The organism is Roseospira visakhapatnamensis (assembly GCF_014197915.1).
GTDB lineage: Bacteria > Pseudomonadota > Alphaproteobacteria > Rhodospirillales > Rhodospirillaceae > Rhodospira > Rhodospira visakhapatnamensis.
Genome location: NZ_JACIGK010000018.1, coordinates 52,677 through 72,908, shown reverse-complemented (window position 1 = coordinate 72,908; position 20,232 = coordinate 52,677). Strand labels below are relative to the sequence as shown.

The 20,232-nt window shown below is 73.6% G+C and carries 15 protein-coding genes; 9 read left to right on the top strand and 6 right to left on the bottom strand.

All coding sequences use genetic code 11. From position 1 onward, the window contains the following. Position 1: 1 nt before the first annotated feature. On the top strand, positions 2-1,162 hold the full coding sequence (locus tag GGD89_RS12450) for a phage late control D family protein (RefSeq protein ID WP_184045717.1): 1,161 nt from the start codon (positions 2-4) through the stop codon (positions 1,160-1,162). A gap of 5 nt (positions 1,163-1,167) precedes the next feature. On the opposite strand, the gene GGD89_RS12445 is transcribed toward GGD89_RS12450, so the two are convergent. Then, positions 1,168-1,692: a hypothetical protein gene (locus GGD89_RS12445; protein ID WP_184045715.1), complete on the bottom strand. Its 525-nt coding sequence runs from the start codon at positions 1,690-1,692 to the stop codon at positions 1,168-1,170. Positions 1,693-1,860: 168 nt separating this feature from the next. On the opposite strand from GGD89_RS12445, the gene GGD89_RS20650 reads away from it, so the two are divergent. From GGD89_RS20650 to GGD89_RS12430, 3 genes are all read left to right on the top strand, one after another. Continuing rightward, complete coding sequence (locus tag GGD89_RS20650) at positions 1,861-2,118, top strand: Com family DNA-binding transcriptional regulator (RefSeq protein WP_425503041.1); 258 nt, start codon at positions 1,861-1,863, stop codon at positions 2,116-2,118. Beyond that, the gene (locus GGD89_RS12435; protein WP_184045711.1) at positions 2,088-2,861 is read left to right on the top strand and encodes a DNA-methyltransferase; all 774 of its coding nucleotides are present in this window, start codon (positions 2,088-2,090) and stop codon (positions 2,859-2,861) included. The genes GGD89_RS20650 and GGD89_RS12435 overlap by 31 nt, the downstream gene beginning before the upstream one ends. 255 nt (positions 2,862-3,116) lie before the next feature. Then, a complete protein-coding gene (locus GGD89_RS12430) occupies positions 3,117-3,917 on the top strand; it encodes a COQ9 family protein (RefSeq protein WP_246423079.1) in 801 nt (266 codons plus the stop codon). 30 nt (positions 3,918-3,947) lie between these two features. On the opposite strand, the gene GGD89_RS12425 is transcribed toward GGD89_RS12430, so the two are convergent. The 5 genes from GGD89_RS12425 to GGD89_RS12405 form a co-directional block, all read right to left on the bottom strand. Then, a complete protein-coding gene (locus tag GGD89_RS12425; protein WP_184045709.1) occupies positions 3,948-5,018 on the bottom strand; it encodes a 5-(carboxyamino)imidazole ribonucleotide synthase in 1,071 nt (356 codons plus the stop codon). After that, complete coding sequence (gene purE, locus GGD89_RS12420) at positions 5,015-5,542, bottom strand: 5-(carboxyamino)imidazole ribonucleotide mutase (RefSeq protein ID WP_184045707.1); 528 nt, start codon at positions 5,540-5,542, stop codon at positions 5,015-5,017. Before purE ends, GGD89_RS12425 begins: the two co-directional genes overlap by 4 nt. Positions 5,543-5,658: 116 nt before the next feature. After that, positions 5,659-6,846, bottom strand: coding sequence for an MFS transporter (locus tag GGD89_RS12415; protein WP_184045705.1), 1,188 nt, complete (start codon positions 6,844-6,846; stop codon positions 5,659-5,661). Between the two features lie 53 nt (positions 6,847-6,899). Further along, positions 6,900-9,149, bottom strand: coding sequence for a xanthine dehydrogenase family protein molybdopterin-binding subunit (locus tag GGD89_RS12410; protein ID WP_184045703.1), 2,250 nt, complete (start codon positions 9,147-9,149; stop codon positions 6,900-6,902). 4 nt (positions 9,150-9,153) lie between these two features. Then, a complete protein-coding gene (locus tag GGD89_RS12405; protein WP_184045701.1) occupies positions 9,154-9,612 on the bottom strand; it encodes a (2Fe-2S)-binding protein in 459 nt (152 codons plus the stop codon). 487 nt (positions 9,613-10,099) lie between these two features. On the opposite strand from GGD89_RS12405, the gene tssJ reads away from it, so the two are divergent. From tssJ to tssM, 5 genes are all read left to right on the top strand, one after another. Next, complete coding sequence (tssJ, locus tag GGD89_RS12400) at positions 10,100-10,807, top strand: type VI secretion system lipoprotein TssJ (protein ID WP_184045699.1); 708 nt, start codon at positions 10,100-10,102, stop codon at positions 10,805-10,807. A 156-nt stretch (positions 10,808-10,963) separates the two neighbouring features. Continuing rightward, entirely contained in the window at positions 10,964-12,310 is a 1,347-nt protein-coding gene (gene tssK, locus GGD89_RS12395) for a type VI secretion system baseplate subunit TssK (RefSeq protein WP_184045697.1), read from the top strand. 622 nt (positions 12,311-12,932) lie between these two features. Then, positions 12,933-14,492 carry a type IVB secretion system protein IcmH/DotU gene (icmH, locus tag GGD89_RS12390; protein ID WP_184045695.1) on the top strand — a complete coding sequence of 520 codons (1,560 nt, stop codon included), beginning with the start codon at positions 12,933-12,935 and terminating at the stop codon, positions 14,490-14,492. A gap of 236 nt (positions 14,493-14,728) precedes the next feature. Beyond that, complete coding sequence (locus tag GGD89_RS12385; RefSeq protein ID WP_221238448.1) at positions 14,729-16,501, top strand: type VI secretion protein IcmF/TssM N-terminal domain-containing protein; 1,773 nt, start codon at positions 14,729-14,731, stop codon at positions 16,499-16,501. Further along, positions 16,501-20,226 carry a type VI secretion system membrane subunit TssM gene (tssM, locus tag GGD89_RS12380; RefSeq protein WP_184045691.1) on the top strand — a complete coding sequence of 1,242 codons (3,726 nt, stop codon included), beginning with the start codon at positions 16,501-16,503 and terminating at the stop codon, positions 20,224-20,226. Before GGD89_RS12385 ends, tssM begins: the two co-directional genes overlap by 1 nt. Positions 20,227-20,232: the final 6 nt, after the last annotated feature.

Below are 20,232 nucleotides of genomic sequence, written 5' to 3'. Positions count from 1 at the left end.
CATGAGCGCCGGCCCCCGCGACCGCCCCCAATGGACCCCGGACTGGCGCCTGACCGTGGGCGGCGCCGACATCTCCGCCACCGTGCGCCCCCTGCTGCTGTCCCTGTCGGTCACGGATCATCTGGACGCGGACAGCGACGAGCTGGAGCTGCGCCTGGACTGGCGCGACCGGGCGATTGCCCTGCCGCGCCGGGGTGCGGTCATCCGCCTGGCCCTGGGGTGGAAGGAAACCGGCCTGGTGGACATGCCGGGCTTCGTGGTGGACGAGGTGCAGTACGGCAACGAGGCCGCCGGCCTGGCCCTCGCCCTCCGGGGCCGCGCCGCCGACCTGCGCGGGCCGCTGCGCGCGCCCAGGACGCGCTCGCTAGAGGCGCCCACCCTGGGCGACCTGGTGGCGCGGGTGGCGGCCGACAACGGCCTGACCCCGGTGGTGGCGTCGGCGCTGGCTGGCCTGGTCGTGGGTCATGTGGATCAGTCGGCCGAATCGGACCTGCACCTGGTCGCCCGCCACGCCCGCGCCGCCGGCGCCAGCGTCAAGGTGGCCGACGGCCGCCTGGTGGTCTCCCCCGTCGGCGCCGGCACCAGCGCCGGCAGCGGCCGGCCGCTCGCCGCCACCATCCGAGAGGACGAGGCCACGACCTGGTGGGTGACGGTGCAGGACCGCGAGGCCGCGTCGTCCGTGGCCGCGCCTTACCACGATCTGGACACGGCCGAGACGGTCTGGGAGGTGGTCGAGGGCGGCGGCGACGGCCCGCCGGTGGAAGTCCGCCATGGCGCCGCGACCCCCGACCAGGCCCGCGCCCGGGCCACCGGCGCCGCCCAGGACAGCGGCCGGGGCGGGTCCACCCTGCGCCTGTCCCTGGAGGGCCGGCCGACCCTGGGCGCCGGCGGCGACATCACGCTGTCGGGCTTCGGCCCCGCCGACGGCCGCTGGAGCCTGAAGAGCGTCACCCACACCCTGGACACCTCAGGCTTTCGGACCGAGGTGGAAGCCGAGACCCCGCCACCGCCCACCATCGCCACCGGCGCCGCGACCACCTCGCCGGGCGCCGCCGCCGTGCCCGGCTGGCGCGTGGTCGAGGACGAAGATGGGATCCAGGTGGTCTATGCGGATGGTGCCCCCGCCGATGCCGCCGCCATCGTCGAGGCCGCTGGCGCATGACGGGGTCAGCGCGGCGACAACAGCACGGCCAGGCAGAAATCCGGCGAGTATTCCATGGCGGTGTCGTCCTCGCAGTAGCCGGCGATCAACTGGCGGCCCACGGGATGCAGCACCGTCGGCGTCGTCAGGTTCAGCATCCCCCAGGTGGTCATGTTCTCGTAGTTGATTTTGGCGATCGTCGTCCGGTCCATGACCAGGTTCATGCTCCGCGTCTTGCCCGCGTGGCCAAGCCTATTCTGGGTGGGGGTCGTCACCTCCAGCCGGACGCTGGTCACGCCTGGATGCTTGTCCGGATGAGCGGCGATGAAGCGCCCGATCCGCTCCATATCCACGCCCAGGTCGACGACATCCATGTACGGGCTAAAACCGGCACTGGTCGTCCCAACCACCAGGACGGTGCCCCCGTCGACCGCTTCCTCGGTCACCGTGAAGTCCGGATTGAGGTCGGTGATGCTCTGCGGGTCGTCCCCGCAGGCGGTCAGGGTCAGGGCCAGCACGGCGGCGGCCAGGGTCGGGATGCGTCGGGGCATGGCGGTCTCTCCCAGGGGTGGAATGCCCGCCGATCCTGCCACACACCTTTCGCGCGCGCCTGTCCATTCCGCGCGCGACCGTTGACACCCCGCCGGTACGGCGGGGGCCGGGGCGTTTGCGCGCCCCAAGCCGGGAGACAGCACCTCCCCCACGTCCACGCGGCCGCCATGGAGCGCGGCCCGCCGGCCCCGGCCGGGGCCTGGGGAGTCGTCATGTCCGAACCGGTACTGTCAATGCGGTGCGGCCGATGCGACCGCAAACTCGCGGAATTGCTCGACCTCCGCCAGGGTGCTATCAGCATCAAGTGCCCCCGCTGCGGGGCGATCACCGTCCAGAGGGCCGTCGAGTCCCCACCCCCGCGCGCCCCGGAGCGCCCGGCCGATGGAGAGGCTCCATGCCCGACTGGACCCGCCTTGGTGCCATGAGCATCGCTCGCGCCGATGCCCTGGCCGCCCTGGGCAGCCTGCCCCCTGAAAGCCTGCACGCCGTCATCACCGACCCGCCCTATTGCGCCGGCGGCGCCACCGAGGCCGCCCGCCAGGGCAGCCGGGGCATGACCCAGGGCGGGGCGGCCGCCGGATGGTTCGGCGGCGACGCCATGACCACCTGGGGCCTGTGCTGGCTGATGCGCACCGTGGCCCTGACCGCCGGCCGGGCGCTGGTCCCCGGCGGATCGCTGGCCGTGTTCTGTGATTGGAGGATGGTCGCCGGCCTTGGCCCAGCCCTGGAGTCGGCCGGCTATCGCTGGCGCGGTCAGGTCATCTGGGACAAGCTGTCCCAGGGCCAGGGGAACACGGGTATCCGGCCCCGCCACGAGGTGATCTTGTGGTTGACGAAGCCCGGGCCGGCCGTGCGTGGCCCCCGGACCATCGGCAACGTCATCCCCGCCAAACGCGTCCCACCGCACCGGCGACACCATCCGACGGAAAAACCGCAGGACCTTCTCGCACCCCTGATCGAGGCGTTGGTGCCCGAGGGCGGCGCACTGGCCGACCCCTTCGCCGGCTCTGGCGCCATGGGCCTGGCCGCCCTGGCCACCGGTCGCCGGGCATGGCTCTCCGATGCCGATCCGCGCTACGTTGAAATCATCCGCCGTCGCCTCTCAGAGACCCCTCAGACCACCCCTGAGAGCCCCCTGAGCCCGCTTCCAGAAGGCGCCCACCCATGATATCGAGTGCTGCAAGTTCAAATGGCAGCTACTGCAAACTCAAGTGTCGCGCTTCAACCGTTGAAGCCCGTGACCGGCCCACTCCCCCATCCGGCCACCCACGGGAGTATGCTTGGAGTGGCCGGGTGGGGGAGCGGGCCGGTGCAGGTCGGCGGATGAGTCACACTCATCCGCCACCAATCGGAACTCGTAGGCCCACGACACGACTCGGGTATCCCCGCGATGCCCCCGCCATACGCCGAGGAGGCAGAGCCGATGACCAGCGACGACACCGCGCCCCGCACCGACCCACAGGCCCCGGGGCCGCACGCCCACACCGACAATGACACCGAGGCCGAGACGGAGGCTGTCATCGAGGCGGCGGCGGTCGACTCCCCGCCGCTGGACTCCATGACGGCCATCCGCGATGTCCTGGTGGACACCGCCCTGATGCACGTGGCCTTCGACGGCTGGACCATGAAAAGCCTGCGCGCCGCCGCCCGCGACGCGGACTTCGACGCCGAGCAGGCCGACCGCGCCTTCCCCAAGGGGCCGGTGCAGGCCGTGGCGCACTGGTGCGATCTGGCCGACCGGCGCATGGAGGCCGCCCTGGACGAGGCGGACACGGAGGGCCTGCGCCTGCCCGAGCGGGTGGCCCTGGCCATCCGCCTGCGGCTCCAGCACTGGGACATGGACCGCGAGGCGGTGCGGCGCGGCGTGGCCCTGCTGTCGCTGCCGGGCCATGCCCCGACCTCGATCCGCTGCACCTACCGCACGGTGGACACCATCTGGTGGGCGGCGGGGGATACCGCCACCGACTTCAACTTCTACACCAAGCGCCTGCAACTGGCGGGAATCTATTCCGCGACGCTGCTGTACTGGCTGGACGACTCGTCGGAGGAGTGCGTCGAGACCTGGGGCTTCCTCGACCGGCGGCTGGCCGGCGTGGCCCGCCTGCTCAAGACCCGCCGGGCGGTGGAGGCACGCCTGGCGCGCGTGCCCAATCCACTCAACGGCCTGCGCTCCCTGGCCGAGGGTCTGGGTCGGGCGCCGCGCCCCCGGTTCCGGGCGCGGTGAGGGAGCGGTCCGGAAACGACTCCGGCGAGGTCACGTCTCCACCCAGGTGACATGCCCCATCTTGCGGCCGGCGCGGGCCTCGCGCTTGCCGTAAAGGTGCAGCTTCGCCGCCGGGTCGGCCAGCAGCGCCGCCCAGGTCGCCGCGTCGTCGCCCAGCAGGTTCTTCATCCGGACCGAGCGGCCACGCAGTGCCACCGGCCCCAGGGGCAGGCCGCACACGGCGCGGACGTGCTGCTCGAACTGATCGGTCACGCAGCCGTCCTGCGACCAGTGGCCAGAGTTGTGCGGGCGGGGTGCCATCTCGTTGGCCAGCAGGCGGCCGTCGCGGGTAACGAACAGCTCCAGGGCCAGCAGGCCGACCAGATCGAGGGCCTCCGCCGCCCGCCGGGCCAGGGCGCGGGCCTGGTCCAGCAGGGGGGCGGGCAGGGGGGCCGGCGCTTCCACGGTGTCCAGGATGTGGTGGGCGTGCACCGTGCGCACCGGATCATAGACCACGGTGACCCCATCGGGGCCGCGCGCCACGATCACGGCGACCTCCATGGCGAAGTCCACGACGCCCTCCAGGATGGCCGCGTCGGTGCGCAACGACTCCCAGGCGGCGGCGGGATCGTCGGCGGCGGTCACGCGCCCCTGGCCCTTGCCGTCGTAGCCCAGCCGCGTCGTCTTGAGGATGGCGGGCGTGCCCAACTCGGCCAGGGCGGCGCGCAGGTCGTCGGGGCCGTGGACGGGCCGCCAGGGCGCGGTGCCGATGCCCGTGTCGTTGAGGAAGGTCTTTTCCAGAATGCGGTCCTGGGCGGTCTCCAGAACCCGCCAGCCGGGCCGCACCGGGCGGCGCTCGGCCAGCCAGGCGACGGCGGGGGCGGGGACGTTCTCGAACTCGAAGGTGACGACATCGACGGCGTCGGCGAAGGCGGTCAGCGCCGCCGGATCGTCGTAGGGGGCGACGATGGCGCCGGCGGCGACGCGGGCCGCCGGGCTGTCGACCTCGGGCGTCAGGATCTGGCAGTCGTAGCCCAGCCGCGCGGCCGCCAGGGCGGTCATGCGCCCCAGTTGCCCGCCACCGACGATCCCGATCGTCGATCCGGGAGCGATCACCGTCATGCCGTCCGGGTCTCCGGATGATCCACCGGCACCTCGGCGACGGCGGCGGTCTGGTGTGCCCGCCACGCGTCCAGCGCCTCGGCCACCCTGGCGTCGCTCAGGGCCACCACGGCCGCCGCCAGCAGGCCGGCGTTGACGGCGCCGGCGCGACCGATGGCCAGGGTTCCGACCGGCACGCCGGCCGGCATCTGCACGATCGACAACAGGCTGTCCATGCCTTTCAGCGCCTTGCTTTCCACCGGCACGCCGAACACCGGCAGCGGCGTCATGGACGCGCACATGCCCGGTAGGTGAGCGGCGCCGCCGGCACCGGCGATCACCGCCATCAGGCCGCGCTCGCGGGCCGTGGTCGCGTAATCGACCAGGCGATGCGGCGTGCGATGGGCGGAGACGATGCGGGTCTCGTGCGGGACGCCCAGGGCCGCCAGGGTCTCGGCGGCGTGACGCATGATGGGCCAGTCGGACTGACTGCCCATGATGATGCCCACCTTTGGCGGCGGGACGGCTGCGGACTCGGTCGTCATGCCGGTATTCCGAACCTCGTGCGGACAAGAACAAGGGGGGAGCGGGAAAGGCGCGCACCGTATAGCACACGGCCCGGGTTGGGAACGCTTTTCGGCGGCCTCGCCGGTGTCCCCGGTCAGGGGCGGGCGGGTGCCGCGTCACCCGGGGCATCCGCGTCCCAGAGGGGGCCTCCGCGCCAGCGCACGGCCAGCACCCCCGCCAGTCCCACCGACGCCACGCACAGGCCGGTGGCCAGCAGGAAGGCGAGGCCCTCCACCCGGGCATACAGCCATCCCGAGGCCAGCATCGCCACACCCAGGAACGCCCCCATGGACAGCGCCGAATACAGGCCCTGGGCACGCACGGCGTAGCCGGACGGCACCGCCTGGGCGATGAAGTGCATGGCCCCCAGATGCGCCGCCGCGAAGGTCAGGCCATGCAGGCCCTGCACCGCGAACAGGGCCGCCGGATGGACCGTCAGCGCGAGCACGGTCCAGCGCAGCACGCCGCCCAGGCCGGCACTCATCAGCAGGCCAACGGCGCCCAGGCGCGCCAGCATCCGGGCGCCGACGGCGAACAGTCCGATTTCCACCAGGACGCCGATGGCCCACAGCAAGCCGATGGTGGTGTCCGACAGGCCGGCCGCGCGCCAGTGCAGGGTGGAGAATCCGTAGTAGGGGGCATGGGACGCCTGCGCCAGGCCGGCGCACCCCAGGAACAGCAGGAATCGCGGTTCGCCCAGAAGGCGGCCCAGGCCCTGTCCCGGGCCGCGCGCGCGGCGGCCCGCCTGGGCCGGCGGATCGTCGTCGCCCGGCAGCCGGGACGCCGCCCATACGGTGGCCCCCAGCGCCGCCAGGAGCATGGCCGGGAACACCACGGCCAGCGGCCAGCGCTCCAGCGCCACCCCGGCGCCCACGGCGGCGAGGATGAAGGTCAGGGACCCCCACAGACGCATGCGCCCATAGTCGGCGCCCCGGGTTCGCGTGACCGACAGGGCCACGGTCTCCGACAGCGGCATCATGGCCGCCATGCAGGCCGAGGCCGGCAGGCTGAGCACCAGGAGCGGCCAGAATCCGGACAGCGGCATCAGCGCGGCGAAGCCAAGCCAACTGCCCACCGCCAGCGCGACGATGGCCCGCCGACGCTGGTGATGGCGGTCCACCCAGCTGCCGACCACGGGATGGACCAGCACCTTCGCCCATTGGCTGGCGGCCATGATGACGCCGATCTCGACAGCCAGCAGCCCGCGCCCCTCCAGCCACGCGGGCCAGAAGGGCAGCAGCACCCCGACGGCGGTGAACTGGGCGGCGAACAGGATCGCCACGCGTTCGGCCGGCCCCCCGAGAGCGGGCCGTCGCGGCGCCCGCGCCCGCCCGCTCACCCCAGTTTCAGGGGCAGGTCGCGCAAGCGCTTGCCGCTGGCCGCGAAGATGGCGTTGGCCACGGCCGGCGCCACCGTGGGCACGCCCGGTTCGCCGACTCCCGAGGGCGGCTCGGCCGAGGGCACGATATGCACCTCGATGGGGGGCAGCGAGGGGAAGCGCAGCACCTCGAAGTCATGGAAGTTGGATTGCACCACCTTGCCGGTGTCGTCCAGGGTGACGCGCCCGCGCAGGGCGGCCGACAGGCCGAAACAGGTGCCGCCCTCGATCTGCGCGCGGATCACGTCCGGATTGACGGGAAGGCCGCAGTCCACGGCGCACACCAGCCGGTCCACGGTGACGCCCGAGGCCGAGACAGTGACCTCGGCCACATGGGCGACGAAGCTGCCGAACGAGGCGTGGACGGCGACGCCGCGTCCCCGGCCAGCGTCCAGGGGTGTGCTCCAGTTGGCCTTGTTGGCGGCCAGCATCAGGACACCCAGCAGGCGCGGGTGATCGGCCAGCAGGTCCATGCGCCAGACCAGGGGGTCGGCGCCGGCGGCATGCGCCAACTCGTCCACGAAGGACTCCACGGCAAAGGCGGTGTGGGAGTGCCCCACCGCGCGCCACCACAGCACCGGCACGCCCGGGTCGGGGCCGTGCAGGTCGCCGAGCATGTTGGGGATGGCGTAGGGGAGGTCGATGACGCCCTCCACGGAGGTGCCGTCGATGCCGTCCTTGATCAGCACGGATTCAAACGGCGTGCCCTTGAGGATCGACTGGGTCACCACGCGCTGATGCCAGGCCAGCGGGCGCCGGGCCTCGTCCAGGGCGCCGCGCAGGCGGTGCAGCGCCATGGGGCGGTAGCGCCCGCCGCGAATATCGTCCTCGCGCGTCCACACCAGCTTGACCGGCGCCGCGATGCCGCGCTCGAACAACCCCCGGGCGATGGCGGCCACTTCGGCGACCACGTCGCCGTCGGGCGTGGCGCGGCGGCCGAAGCTGCCGCCGGCATACAGGGTGTGCAGCGTTACCTGGTCCGGACGCACGCCGGCGGCCTCGGCGATGGCCAGCGCGTCGAGCGTGGGGACCTGGGAACCGGCCCGCACCTCGATGCCGCTGGCGGTCCTGAGGGCGACCGCGCTCAACGGTTCCATGGGCGCGTGGGCCATGTAGGGCACGGTGTAGGTGGCCTCGACCACCGACGACGCGGCCTTGGCCAGCGCCGCGTGGACGTCGCCGTCGTCCCGGAACGTCTGCCCCGGTGTGTCGGCCAGGTCCCGGTACTCGTCCCATAGGGCCTTGGAGCCGACGCGCACGGCGTCGGACTCGTCCCACTCCACCTTGAGGGCCATGCGGGCCTTGCGCGCCTGCCAGAAACCGTCGGCCACCACCGCGACCCCGCGCGGAATGGCGAACACGGCCCGCACGCCCCGCATGGCCTGGGCGGCACTGGCGTCCAGGGTCTTGAGGGTGCCCCCGAACCGGGGCGGCCGCAGCACCAGGGCCGTGAGCAGTCCGTTGAACGCCACGTCGCTGCCGAAGATGGCGCGGCCCTCGACCTTCTCCGGCGCGTCCTTGCGGCGCAGATCGGCCCGGCCGATGAGGGTGAAGTCCTCGGGGTCCTTCAACGGCACCGACTCCGGACTGGGCGGCCGCAGGCGCGCCGCCCGCGCGGTCATCTGCCCATAGGGGACCCGCTCGCCCGTCTCGGGATGAATCAACTGCCCGGCGGCGGTGTCCACCGCGTCCACCCCGACGCCCCAGGCGTCGGCGGCGGCCCGGCGCAGCAGGCCCCGCGCCATGGCGCCGGCGCGGCGCATCTGCAGGAACGCGTTGGCGAGCGACGTGCTGCCCCCCGTGCCCTGGACCGCCCCCCAGAAGAGGTTGTTGTAAAGGTCGGCATCCGCCGGGGCATGTTCGCAGCGCACCTGCTCCCAGGCGGCATCCATTTCCTCGGCCACCAGGGTCGCCAGACCGGTGTACACGCCCTGGCCCATCTCCAGGTGCTTGATCACCACGGTGACGGTGTTGTCGGGCGTCACCCGCACGAAGGCGTTGGGGGCGAAGGTTTTGCCGTCATCAGCTTCCTCGGCCGCCAGGGCGGCGGTGGGGGCGGCGCCGGGCAGCGCCAGGGCGATGGTCAGGCCGGCCCCGGCCCCCCCCACGATCCGCAGGACGTCCCGCCGGGTGGGGGCCGGCGACGTGGTGGGGCGCGACGCCAAGGGGCGCGCGGCGGCGGACAGGCGCTCGAACAGATGCGTCATGGTCTCAGCCCCCCAGGGTGGTGGCGGCGGCGTGGATGGCGGCGCGGATGCGGCCGTAGGTGCCGCATCGACACAGGATCCCCGACATGGCCGCGTCGATTTCCTTGTCGGTGGGCCGGGGCGTGCGGGCCAGCAGGGCGGTCGCCTGCATGATCTGTCCGGACTGGCAGTAGCCGCACTGCACCACGTTGAGGTCGATCCACGCGGTCCTTACCGCGTCGGCCACGGGCCCCGCCAACCCCTCGATGGTGGTGATCGTGGCGCCGTCCAGGTCGGCGGCGAAGGTCTGGCAGGCGCGCACGGCCCGGCCGTTCACATGCACCGTGCAGGCGCCACATTGCGACAGGCCACACCCGTACTTGGTGCCGGTGAGGCCCAGGGTGTCGCGCAGCACCCACAGCAGCGGCATGTCTTCGTCCACCGCCACGTTCTGCGCGGACCCGTTGATGACCAGACGGACCATGGCCGCTGTCTCCCACTCTGTCGGAAGGGGTTGGGGCTGAAGAGGTCGGTCGTCCTTACCCGGGGCCCGACCATCCCACAGATACGCCTTCGGGCGACGCGCCGAAAGAGGGGACGTTGGCGACGATCCGGACACGTGCCGCTCCACCCGCGACGCGAGGGCGCACGAGCCGTTCTCATGATGGCTTGGCGTTGTTCAAGGTCGAGACCGGTGCCCGCTCAAGCACGCGGTCTACACTGACCACCGGCGCGCGTCTGACTCGGAAACCAGACTCCTCACCGCACCGCGTCGGGCCTTGGGCCACACTGCGTCCGCACGGCTGCCGCGCGAAGCCGCTTGTACAGTCGATCAAAGGACTGCTATATATTACAATACAATAGTTTGTGGCGATACGCGCATGCGACGGTTTAAGCATCGCCGGCTTCATCCCGCGTCCCCGGGGCCGCCTGCTCACCGTTCCCCGGACGCCGGGGACGCGTGGCGGAGCGTGGCGCGTGCCGGGGTGGCGGCGGCGCTGATCCCCCTGGCCGGCTGCGGGTTGTTCGGGGGCGATGACGAGCCTCCGCCCGAGCCACCGCCGCCACCGGCCGTGGAAGTCCCCATGCCGCCGCCCGGCGACGCCCGCCTGGAGGTGGTGGTCACCGCGTCGCCCCTGGTGAATCCGGACCTGAATGGACGTCCGTCGCCGGTCGTGGTGCGCATTTACCAGCTCAACGCGCCGGACCCTTTCTCGCAGGCCGACTTCTTCCAGCTTTACGAAAAGGATGCCGAGACCCTGGGCGGCACCGCCCTCGGCCGCCGGGAACTGATCCTCCAGCCGGCCGGCGTGCAGAGCATCGCCGCCGCGCGCGATGCCGAGGCCACGCACGTCGGCGTGACCGCCGGATACCGCAAGTACGACGAGGCCCAGTGGCGGGCGATCACGCCCCTGCCCGGGGATCGGGATGCCCAGGTACGGGTGGTTCTTGAGTCCCTGAAGGTCGAGGTCAGCGGCCAGTGGGGGCAGTACTGGACGCCCGAGCGCCCCACCGACATGCCGAAGGCGGGCGGCATCAATCCCAATGCCGACGACGATCCCAAGATTCCGGACGTCGGCGCGGACGACGCCAAGACCGCCATCGATGCCGGGCGCGCGGCGGCCGATGCGCCGGATACGGGAGACGACCTGAAGACCCTGCAGCGGGACTTCTTCTGACGCGCGCCGGGCGGTTGGTTCGGTCTTCTGGGGGGCAAGGGCAGGGGAGTCCCCTCGGTCGTGGTCGCTGGCGCGGCGGGCTTGCTATACTGCGCCGGCCTTGGCCGCACCGGTCGGGCGCGCGAGGCTGGCCGGCCGGGGCAAGGGAGAGCAGGCATGGCGACCGATAATCGGGTGGTCTGGTCGGAAGGCATGTTCCTTCGGCCGCAGCATTTCCAGCAGGCGGACCGCAACACCGAACGCGTGGTGCGCGGTGTCGCCGAGGGCTTGCGCGCCCACGGCTGGGGCCTGCTGGATGCGCAGGTCAATCGGGATCTGCTGGCCAATGGCCGCTTCGCGCTGACCCGGGCGCGCGGCGTCCTGCCCGATGGCACGCCGTTCTCCATCCCCGAGGACGCCGATCATCCGACCCCCCTGGACCTTCCGGAGAGCAATCGCAACCAGGAGATTTTCCTCGCCCTCCCGGCGCGCCAGCCGGGGGGCGTCGAGGTGGCGGAGGGCGCCGATTCCGAGACCGTCGCCCGCTACCGGCCCCAGGAGGTGGAGGTGGTGGACAGCGCCGGCACCGCGCAGACCGTCACGCCGATGACGGTCGCGCGGCCGCGCCTGCGTCTGGTGACCGAGACGGCCGAGCGCGCCGGTCTCATCTGCCTCGGAGTCGCCCGGGTGATCGAGGTGCGCGCCGACCGCCGGGTGGTGCTGGACGATCGCTATATCCCGCCGGTGCTGGACTGCGCCGCCGCGCCGGCCCTGGCGGGCTTCCGCGACGAGGCGCAGGGGCTGGTGCACAGCCGCTGCGAGGCCCTGGCCCAGCGGCTGGGCGGTGGCGGCGCGGGTGCCGGCGCGCGGGGTGTGGGCGACATCGCCGACTTCATGATGCTGGCCTGCCTGAATCGCGCGGCGCCGCTGCTCGCCGCGCTGTCCCAGGCAACCCGCCTGCATCCGGAGGACTTCTTCCGCGAGATGCTGCGCCTCACCGGGGAACTGGCCACCTTCGCCGCCCCGGGGCGGCGGCCGCCGGCGTTCCCGGTCTATCGTCACGAGGACATTCGCGGCAGCCTGACCCCGGTCATGGCCGAACTGCGCAAGTATCTGTCGGCGGTGCTGGAACAGACGGCGGTGCCCATCCCGCTGCAACTGCGCAAGTACGGCATCCGCGTGGGCGTCATCGCCGACCGGTCGCTGCTGGGGGGGGCCCAGTTCGTGCTGGCGGCGCGCGCCGAGATGCCGGCCGAGAACCTGCGGCGCGCCTTTCCCGCGCAGGTCAAGATCGGTCCGGTGGAACGCATCCGGGAACTGGTGAACGTGGCCCTGCCGGGCATCGCCGTGCGACCGCTGCCGGTGGCGCCGCGCCAGTTGCCGTACATCGCCGGCACCACCTACTTCGACCTGGAACGCAACAATCCGCTGTGGAAGGCCCTCGCCACGTCCGGTGGGGTGGCCATCCACCTGGCCGGCGATTTCCCGGGCATCCAGATGGAGCTTTGGGCCATCCGGGGATGAGCGGGCCGGCCGCGCACCGTGAAGTCCCGGTCCCTCGCGGAGACCGGCGGGACCGCACGATACGGGCACGACAAGGGAGACTGACCCGGGCATGAGCGCCGACGATCCCTTTGGCGACGACACCGACGCGGACGGCACCGTCTTCCAGCGCCGGGACCGCCGTCCCGATCCCTTCGCGGGCGGGACGCCGGGCGCCGCTGGCGCACCGCCGGGCGACGCGGGGCGTGGTGACGCGGCGGCGGTTGATCCCGATGCGACGGTGGCGTTGCCGTCCGGCGGCGGGCAGGCGCACATGGCGGCCCTGATGGCGGCCATGGAAACGGCCCGTGGCACCACTGTGGGCGCGGGCGCGGCCTCGCCCGTGTCGCCCCCTGGGACTCCCCCCCCGCCGTCGCCCCCCCCGCCTCCGCCGCCTCCTTCACCGGTCGCGCCGCGTCCGCCGCCCCCCGCAGGAGCGGGCGCCATCGGCGACGACTGGGACGAGCCCGGTGGCGCGACCCTGTCGCATCCGTCCTCCTCGCCGTCGCCCCCCCCTCCTGCGCCTCCCCCTCCTGCGCCGCCGCCGTCCCCCCCGACGTCGGCGTCGGCGCCATCGCCCGCCCAACCGGAGCCCGGGTCGCGCGTGGGACCTCCGGAGCATGCCGAATCGACTCTGTTCGCGGCCGCCGCCGGCCAGCCCGGGCCGTTCACGTCGGCGCCGTCGCCGGCGGCTTCGCCGCGCGCCGAGACCGACGGGCCGCGCCGGGCCTTCGTGCCGGGACGGCATGGCGATGACGAAGCCGTCGACGAGGGCACCCTCGCGGCGGCCGGCCTCAACCCCCTGCTGGGCAACGCCACCGCGTTGCTGGCGCTGGCGGCGCGGCTGCGCGATGGTCCCGGGGTGGCCGACCTGGACGGCCTGCGCGAGCGCGCCATCGCCGAGGTGCGGCGCTTCGATCAGGCGTCTCTGGGCGCCGGCCTGGCGCCGGAGGACGTGCGCATGGCCCGCTACGCGATTTGCGCCACGGTGGACGACCTGATCCTGTCCACCGAATGGGGCGCGGCCAGCGGCTGGGCGGGGCGCAGCCTGGTCAGCACCATCTACAGCGAGACCTGGGGCGGTGAACGCTTCTTCGACATCCTCGACCATCTGCTGGCGCGGCCCGGAAACAATCTGGACGTGCTGGAGCTGATGGCCGTGTGCCTAGCCCTGGGCTTCGTGGGCAAGTACCGGGTGATGCCCCAGGGCCAGTCCGACCTGGCGGAGGTGCGGGACAACCTGTTCCGTACCCTGCGCCAGGTGCGCGGCGACTTCGACCGCGCCCTGTCCCCCCAGTGGCGCGGCCTGGACATGGCGCACAGGCCGCCGCCCTCCCGCCTGGTGCCCGTTCTGGTGGCGGCCATCGTGGCGGTCAGCCTGGGCATTCTCTACATGGTGCTGAGCGCCACCCTGACCGCGCGGACCGAGGTGGTGACCCGCGACCTGATCGAGTCCGTGCCGGTCGGGCCGCCATCCATCCTGCGGCCGGAGGTCGCGCCCACACCGCTGCCGGTGCCGACGCCGCCTGTCGGCCCGGGCCTGTATGAGCGGCTGTCGGCGTTCCTGGCGCCGGAGATCGCGGCCCGCCAGATCGAACTGGCGCGGGGTGCCGGGACCGTCACCATCCGCCTGCTGGGGGGCGGCACCTTCGCCTCGGCCACCGCCACCGTGCAACTGCGCGACCTGCCCCTGCTGCGGCGCATCGGCGAGGCCCTGGCGCCGGAGCGCGGCGCCGTCGTGGTGGTCGGCCACACCGACAGCCAGCCGATCCGCACCGCCCGCTTCCCCAGCAATTTCGAGCTGTCGCTGGCCCGCGCCGCCTCTGTCGTCGAGGTGCTCCGGGGTGTGATCGGCGATCCCACGCGGTTGCGCGCCGAGGGAGCCGCCGATCGCGATCCCCTGGCCGGGAACGATACCCGAGAGGGACGCGCCCGCAACCGCCGCATCGAGATCGTGGTGCCGGCGGAGGTGGCCGGCGGCGCGATCAACACGCGTCCCGGCGCGGCGGCGACGGCCCCGGGCGCGCCGTCCGGCGGCGCGGCCGGAGGAAGCGGGCCGAACCCGGGTGCGTCACCGGGACGGCCCGGTCCGGAGCGCCTGCCGACGCCCGTGTACCAGGACCAGCCCGGCGCGGCCCCCGCCGCCGGCGGTCGCGGCGGCTAGGCGGGGGCGCGGTCATGGGACTCAGCACGGGATCCGCGCCCGATGATCGCCGCCGCCGCCGGCCGCCCCATCCCAGTGGCCAGCCGGGCACGGAGCCGGCCGCCGCCGCCGACCCGGGCCTGCGGGCATCGCCCGAGGATCGCCCGGGGCCGGATCGCTCTCCGCCTCCTGGCCGGACCGCCCGCGTCCAACCGCGTGTGGTGGATGGCCCCGCACTCGATCCGGCGGACACGCCGATGCGGGCGCGCGGGCGGCTTGTGTCCTGGCTGCGCCGGGATCTGGCCCGGGCGCACCAACTGCTGCGCCGGAGCACCACCACCGGCGGCCGGGGCTCGCCCTATCGCCTGCCGTGGATCCTGGTGATGGGGCCGCCCGCCGCCGGCAAGACCCGGGCGGTGGCCCGCGCCGGTCTGGCCTATCCGGACGAGGATCTGCGTGGTGGCCGTCAGGACGCGGCCGGCCGCACCCTGGGCGCCTGCGTGTGGCTTGGCGACCGGGCGGTTCTGGTCGATACCGGCGGCGCGCTGGCGACCGATCCGGCCGAGGCCGAGGACCCCGACGCGCCGGATCGACAGGCGCGCGCCGGCGCCCGCCTGTGGCGCGCCCTGGTGCAACGCGTGCGGGACGAGCGCCCGGCGCTGCCGCTCAACGCCGTGATCCTGGCGGTGCCGTTGCCATGGCTGGCGGCCAGCACCCGCGAGCGGCGCGAGGCCGCCGCGCGCCTGCTGCGTCAGCGCCTGGAGACCGTCTATCAGGTCACCGGTCAGCGACTGCCCATTCATGTCTGGCTGACCCAGGCCGACCGCCTGGCCGGCTTCCACGCCAGCTTCGAGACCCTGGGCGGGCAGGAGCGTGACCAGGTGTGGGGGTTCTCCCTGCCGCTGGCCGGGCCCGGCCGGGAGGAGACCGCGCTGGTCGCGGTCCCGGCCGGCCTGGACGGTCTGGTGCGTCGTCTCAACGCCCGCCTGCTGGAACGCCTGCACCAGGATCCCGGCATGCGCCAGGGCGCGGCCATCTGGGCCTTTCCGGTGCAGGTGGCCAGCCTGCGCGGGCCGCTGTCCCACATGATGGAGGCCCTGTTCCGGGGCGGCGGCTGGCAGGAAAGCCTGTTGCCACGGAGCGTCCATCTGGTCTCCGGCGGTGTCGGCGGCGCGGCGGTCGATCGCCTGGGTCCCCTGCTGGCGCGCCGCTTCTCGCTCGACGCGCCGTCCATGGAGGCGGGCGCCGATCCGGCCGTCGATCGTGTGCACGACCCCGAGCGGGGGTGGTTCCTGGCGCGCGCCCTGGGCGGCGTGATCCTCGGCGAGGCCGGACTGGTCGCCGGCTCGGCCGGGCGCCGCCGGACGCGGGTGATGCGCAACCGCCTGGCCATGCTTGCCGGGCTGTTGGTGATGGGCCTGGGCGTGGCGCTGTGGGGCAAGAGCCTTTTGGGCAACCATGCGCTGCTGGACCGGGCCGAGGCGGACGCCACCACCCTGCGCGAGCAGATCCACGGCCTGGCCATTAGTGGCGTGAGCGATACCGACTTCGCCGCCATCCTGCCGCCCCTGGACATGCTGCGGGAAATGCCCCTGGGGCCGGCGCGGGGGGGCGGTCCGTCGTCGTGGACGCTGACCCTGGGACTCTACCAGGGTCACGCGGTCCATGAAGCCGCGGGGACAACCTATGACCGGGCCCTGCTCCGCCTGCTGGGTCCGCGCCTGCTGCTGGCGCTGGAACGCCAACTGGCCGCGCCCGGCGATCCCGCCGACGCCGGCCGGCGCGTGGCCATGACCGCCTACCTGATGCTAGGCGACCGGCGCGCCTTCGACGGCGAGGTGGTGTGGCGCTGGCTGGAGTCCCTGGCCACGCGCGCGCTGCCCGGCGCCTCGGCGGAGGCCGAGGCGAAGCGGCGCGCCCTGCTGCGCCATGCCGCCGCGTTCCTGGCCCTGGGGCCGCCGCCCATGGTCCTCACCCCGGCGCTGGAGGACCGCGCCCGCCTGATCCTCGGCCCCGGGGGGGTGCGGTGATGGGTGTGCTCAAGGCCATCGGCCGGGCGCTGATCTCGCTCTGGTTCCTGACGCTGCTGCTGGCGGTGGCGCTGGGACTCGGCGTCTGGTTCTTCGGGCCGCTGGTCTCGGTGGCGGAGGTCAAGCCGTTCGCCTCCGCGTTCGTGCGCGTGGCGGTCGCCATGGGCATCCTGGTGCTGTGGGGGCTGATCAACCTGGTGGTCCAGTCCCGCCGGGCGAGCGCGGCGGCGGCCGGGTCCGGCTCGGGCGCCGAGGAGGCGGCGACGGCGCCCGGCGGCGGGGACGACGAGGGCGGCGCGGCCGATGGCGAGGACCCAGTGCCGCCGGAGGCCGAGAACGAGCTTTACCTGGTGCGCTTCACCCGGGATCGGGCGCTGGGCATCCTGCGTCGCGCCCGCTTCCTGCGCCCCTGGAGCGATCGCCTGTTCGATCGCCTCACCCGGGGGCACGCCTACGTGGTGCCCTGGTACCTGCTGCTGGGACCGCCGGGCGCCGGCAAGACCACGCTGCTGAAGGGCGCCGGCGTGCCGCTGCCTCACGCCGGGCGGGTCGGGCGCACCGCGCGGGCCGGCGGCCTGGGCGCCGATGGCGCCGCCGTGCCGACCGAGACCGTGGACTGGTGGCTGACCGACCGGGCGGTGTTCATCGATCCCGCCGGGCACACCCTGACCCAGCACCGCGACCCGGCGGTGGACGCTGCCGTATGGCGCGGGTTTCTGGACCTGCTGAAGGGCGCCCGCCCGCGCCAGCCGCTGAACGGGGTCATCGTGACCCTGGATCCGCTGGCGCTGGCGGCCCTGGGCGAGGTCGACCGGCGCGAGGCGGCGCTTGGCCTGCGTCAGCGCCTGGCCGAGATGGACGCGCGGTTCGGCCTGCGGGTGCCGGTCTATGTGGTGTTCACCCACCTGGACCGGCTAGCGGGATTCGAGGCGTTCTTCGACACCCTGGGGCCGGAGGACCGTGGGCAGGTGTGGGGCCATACCCTGCCGGCCGACGACGGGCGCGGTGGCGCGGGCGTGGTGGGCGGCGTGGGACCGGCGTTCGATGGCCTGCTGCGGCGGTTGAACGAGCGCCTGATCGAACGCATGCACCGGGAACCGGACGCCCGCTGGCGCGGGCTGGTGATGGGCTTTCCGGCGCAACTGGCGACGTTGCGGCCGGTGGTGGTGGGGTTTCTTGAGGAAACCTTCGCCCCCAACCGGTTCGAGGACCGGGCGCTGCTTCGCGGGTTCTATTTGGCCAGCGCCACCCAGGCGGGTCCCACCGAGGACCGCCTGATGCCCCGCCTGTCCAGCCTGTTCGGGCTGGACGCGCGCTTCTCGGCGGGGGAGGCGAGAACACTGGGCGGGCGGCGGCGCGGCTACTTCCTGTCCGCCCTGGTGCGCCGCGTGATGCTCGGCGAGGCCCGTCTCGCCGGCCTGGACCGGGGGCGCGAGCGTCGCCAGCGCCGTTGGGAGGTGGGCGTCATCGCCGCCGTGGCGCTGGTGGGCGCGTTGCTGGCCGCCTGGATGGTGCGCGCCAGCCTGAGCACCGGTCATCTGCTGGCGCGCATGGAGGACACCGCCGACCGCGTGGCGACCCAAACCGAGGACATGCCGGGCCGTCAGGTGACCGACGCCCGCGTGGCCGATGCCCTGGCGGCGCTGACCGTCTTGCGGGACGCGCCCGTCGGCTGGACCGAACGGTCCGGGCGCTGGATCCCGCTGCGCCTGGACGTGGGCCTGTCGCGCGACGCGGCCCTGGAGGACGCCGCCGTGCGCGCCTATCGCGCCGGCCTGGAAACCCTGCTGCTGCCGCGCCTGCTGCGTCGCCTGGAAGGCCAGATCCGCGCCGCCACCAGCCAGCCGGACTACCGGTTCGCGGCCCTCAAGGTGTACCTGATGCTGGGTCGGCAAGGCCCCCTGGACGCGGCGACGCTCGCCCAGTGGTACCAGCTCGACGCGCGGCGCCTGTACCCGGCCGCCGAACAGGCCGACCTGCGCCCGGCGCTGCCCGAGACCGTGGCCGATCTGGTCGCGGCGCCGTTCCCCCAGGTGGACCTGGACGACGCGCTGATCATCAGGACACGCCTGGATCTGGCGGCGCACACCCCGGCTCAGCGCGGCCACGCGTTGCTGATGGAGCTTCCGGCGGTCCAGGCCCTGCCGACGTGGCGGGTGGACGAGGCCGCCGGCCCGCTGGCCTCCCGGGCGCTGGTACGGGCCTCCGGGCACCCGCTGGCCGCTGGCCTGCCGGGCCGGTACACCTATGACGGCTACCACACGACCGTGAAGCCGTCGGTGGGCGTGGTGGCGGACGCGGTGCTGGACGACGCCTGGGTGATGGGCGAGACCATCGGCCCCGCCGAGCGCCCGGGCGCCAAGACCCGCCTGTCCGACGATATCCTGGCGCTTCTCCTGGCCGACTACGGCGACCGCTGGGATCGCCTGCTCGCCGACGTCTCGGTGATGCCGTTCGCGACCGTCGATCAGGCGCTGGACGTGCTCAACGCGCTGGGGGATGCGCGCTCCCCGCTCAAGCTGTTCCTCCAGGCGGCGGCGGTCGAGACCACGCTGGTCCCCGGGCCGGAGGGCATGGACGCAGGTGCCGCCGCCGACGTGGCCGGCGCGCTGCCGGGGCAGGCCGGGTCCATGGTGCAGCGGGTGACGTCGTCGCGGCTGGCGGGCGCGGTGGCCGCGCTGGGGGGTGGTGGCGCGGCGGCGCCGCCCCCGCCGGGGCAGGTGATCAATGACCGCTTCGCCGACCTGCACCGGCTGGTGACCGCCCCGGGGGAGGGGTCCGCCGCGCCCATCGAAGCCCTCACCGAGGGCTTCAAGGCCATGTACGACCAGTTCAACCGGGCCGCCCTGGCGCCCGACCAGGGGCAGGCGCTGCTGTCCCAGATGACGTCCGTGGACCAGGGACCGACGCCGGTGGCGCGCATGCTGGCGCTCGCCGGGCAACTGCCGACCCCCGCGTCGCGCCTGGCCCGCGAGGTCGCCGAGGCCGCCCAGGCGGTCACCAGCGGCACCGTCAGCCAGCGTCTCAACGCCCTGTGGCGCGCCGAGGTGCTGCCGGCCTGCGCCGGGACCCTGCGGGGACGCTATCCCGCCGATCCGGAGGCCCGCGCCGACATGGCCCTGGAGGACTTCGGCGCCCTGTTCGGTCCCGGCGGCACCCTGGACGCCTTTTTCAACACCAACCTGGCGCCGTTCGTGGACACCACCGTGGAGCCGTGGGCCTGGCGGGCGGTCAAGGGCGCCAGCCTGGGGCTGGCCGCCGACAGCCCCCGGGTGTTTCAGCGCGCCGCCGCCATCCGCGACCGCCTGTTTCCGACCGCCGAGCCCAAGCCGCTGATCCGGTTCGAGATCACGCCGGTGGAACTGGACGCCCGTGCCCAGACCGCGCGGCTCGACATCCAGGGGCAGACGCTGGTGTATCGGCACGGCCCGGTGCAGAGCGTGCCCATGCTGTGGCCGGCGGAGACCCCCCGGGCCAGCCTGAGCCTCGGTCCCGGCTTGCCCGACGGCGCCGGTCGGTCCACCCTGGTCGCGGAAGGACCCTGGGCCTTCCAGCGGCTGCTGGACTGGGCCGAGGTGGCGCCCGCCGAGGGACGCGACGACCTGTACTTCGCCTTCTTCGCCGTCGGTCCGCGTCAGGTGGTCTATGCCCTGCGCACCGGAGGGGGCGCCGATCCCTTCGACCTGGCACCGCTGCGGCGGTTCCGGTGTCCGGATGCGCTGTGAGGACGA

What these genes read in the sequence shown, in the direction of transcription:
- GGD89_RS12450 (WP_184045717.1), top strand. Translation starts at nt 2, where the DNA reads ATGAGCGCCGGCCCCCGCGACCGCCCCCAATGGACCCCGGACTGGCGC.
- GGD89_RS12445 (WP_184045715.1), bottom strand. Translation starts at nt 1,692, where the DNA reads ATGCCCCGACGCATCCCGACCCTGGCCGCCGCCGTGCTGGCCCTGACC.
- GGD89_RS20650 (WP_425503041.1), top strand. Translation starts at nt 1,861, where the DNA reads ATGGAGCGCGGCCCGCCGGCCCCGGCCGGGGCCTGGGGAGTCGTCATG.
- GGD89_RS12435 (WP_184045711.1), top strand. Translation starts at nt 2,088, where the DNA reads ATGCCCGACTGGACCCGCCTTGGTGCCATGAGCATCGCTCGCGCCGAT.
- GGD89_RS12430 (WP_246423079.1), top strand. Translation starts at nt 3,117, where the DNA reads ATGACCAGCGACGACACCGCGCCCCGCACCGACCCACAGGCCCCGGGG.
- GGD89_RS12425 (WP_184045709.1), bottom strand. Translation starts at nt 5,018, where the DNA reads ATGACGGTGATCGCTCCCGGATCGACGATCGGGATCGTCGGTGGCGGG.
- purE (WP_184045707.1), bottom strand. Translation starts at nt 5,542, where the DNA reads ATGACGACCGAGTCCGCAGCCGTCCCGCCGCCAAAGGTGGGCATCATC.
- GGD89_RS12410 (WP_184045703.1), bottom strand. Translation starts at nt 9,149, where the DNA reads ATGACGCATCTGTTCGAGCGCCTGTCCGCCGCCGCGCGCCCCTTGGCG.
- GGD89_RS12405 (WP_184045701.1), bottom strand. Translation starts at nt 9,612, where the DNA reads ATGGTCCGTCTGGTCATCAACGGGTCCGCGCAGAACGTGGCGGTGGAC.
- tssK (WP_184045697.1), top strand. Translation starts at nt 10,964, where the DNA reads ATGGCGACCGATAATCGGGTGGTCTGGTCGGAAGGCATGTTCCTTCGG.
- GGD89_RS12385 (WP_221238448.1), top strand. Translation starts at nt 14,729, where the DNA reads ATGCGGGCGCGCGGGCGGCTTGTGTCCTGGCTGCGCCGGGATCTGGCC.
- tssM (WP_184045691.1), top strand. Translation starts at nt 16,501, where the DNA reads ATGGGTGTGCTCAAGGCCATCGGCCGGGCGCTGATCTCGCTCTGGTTC.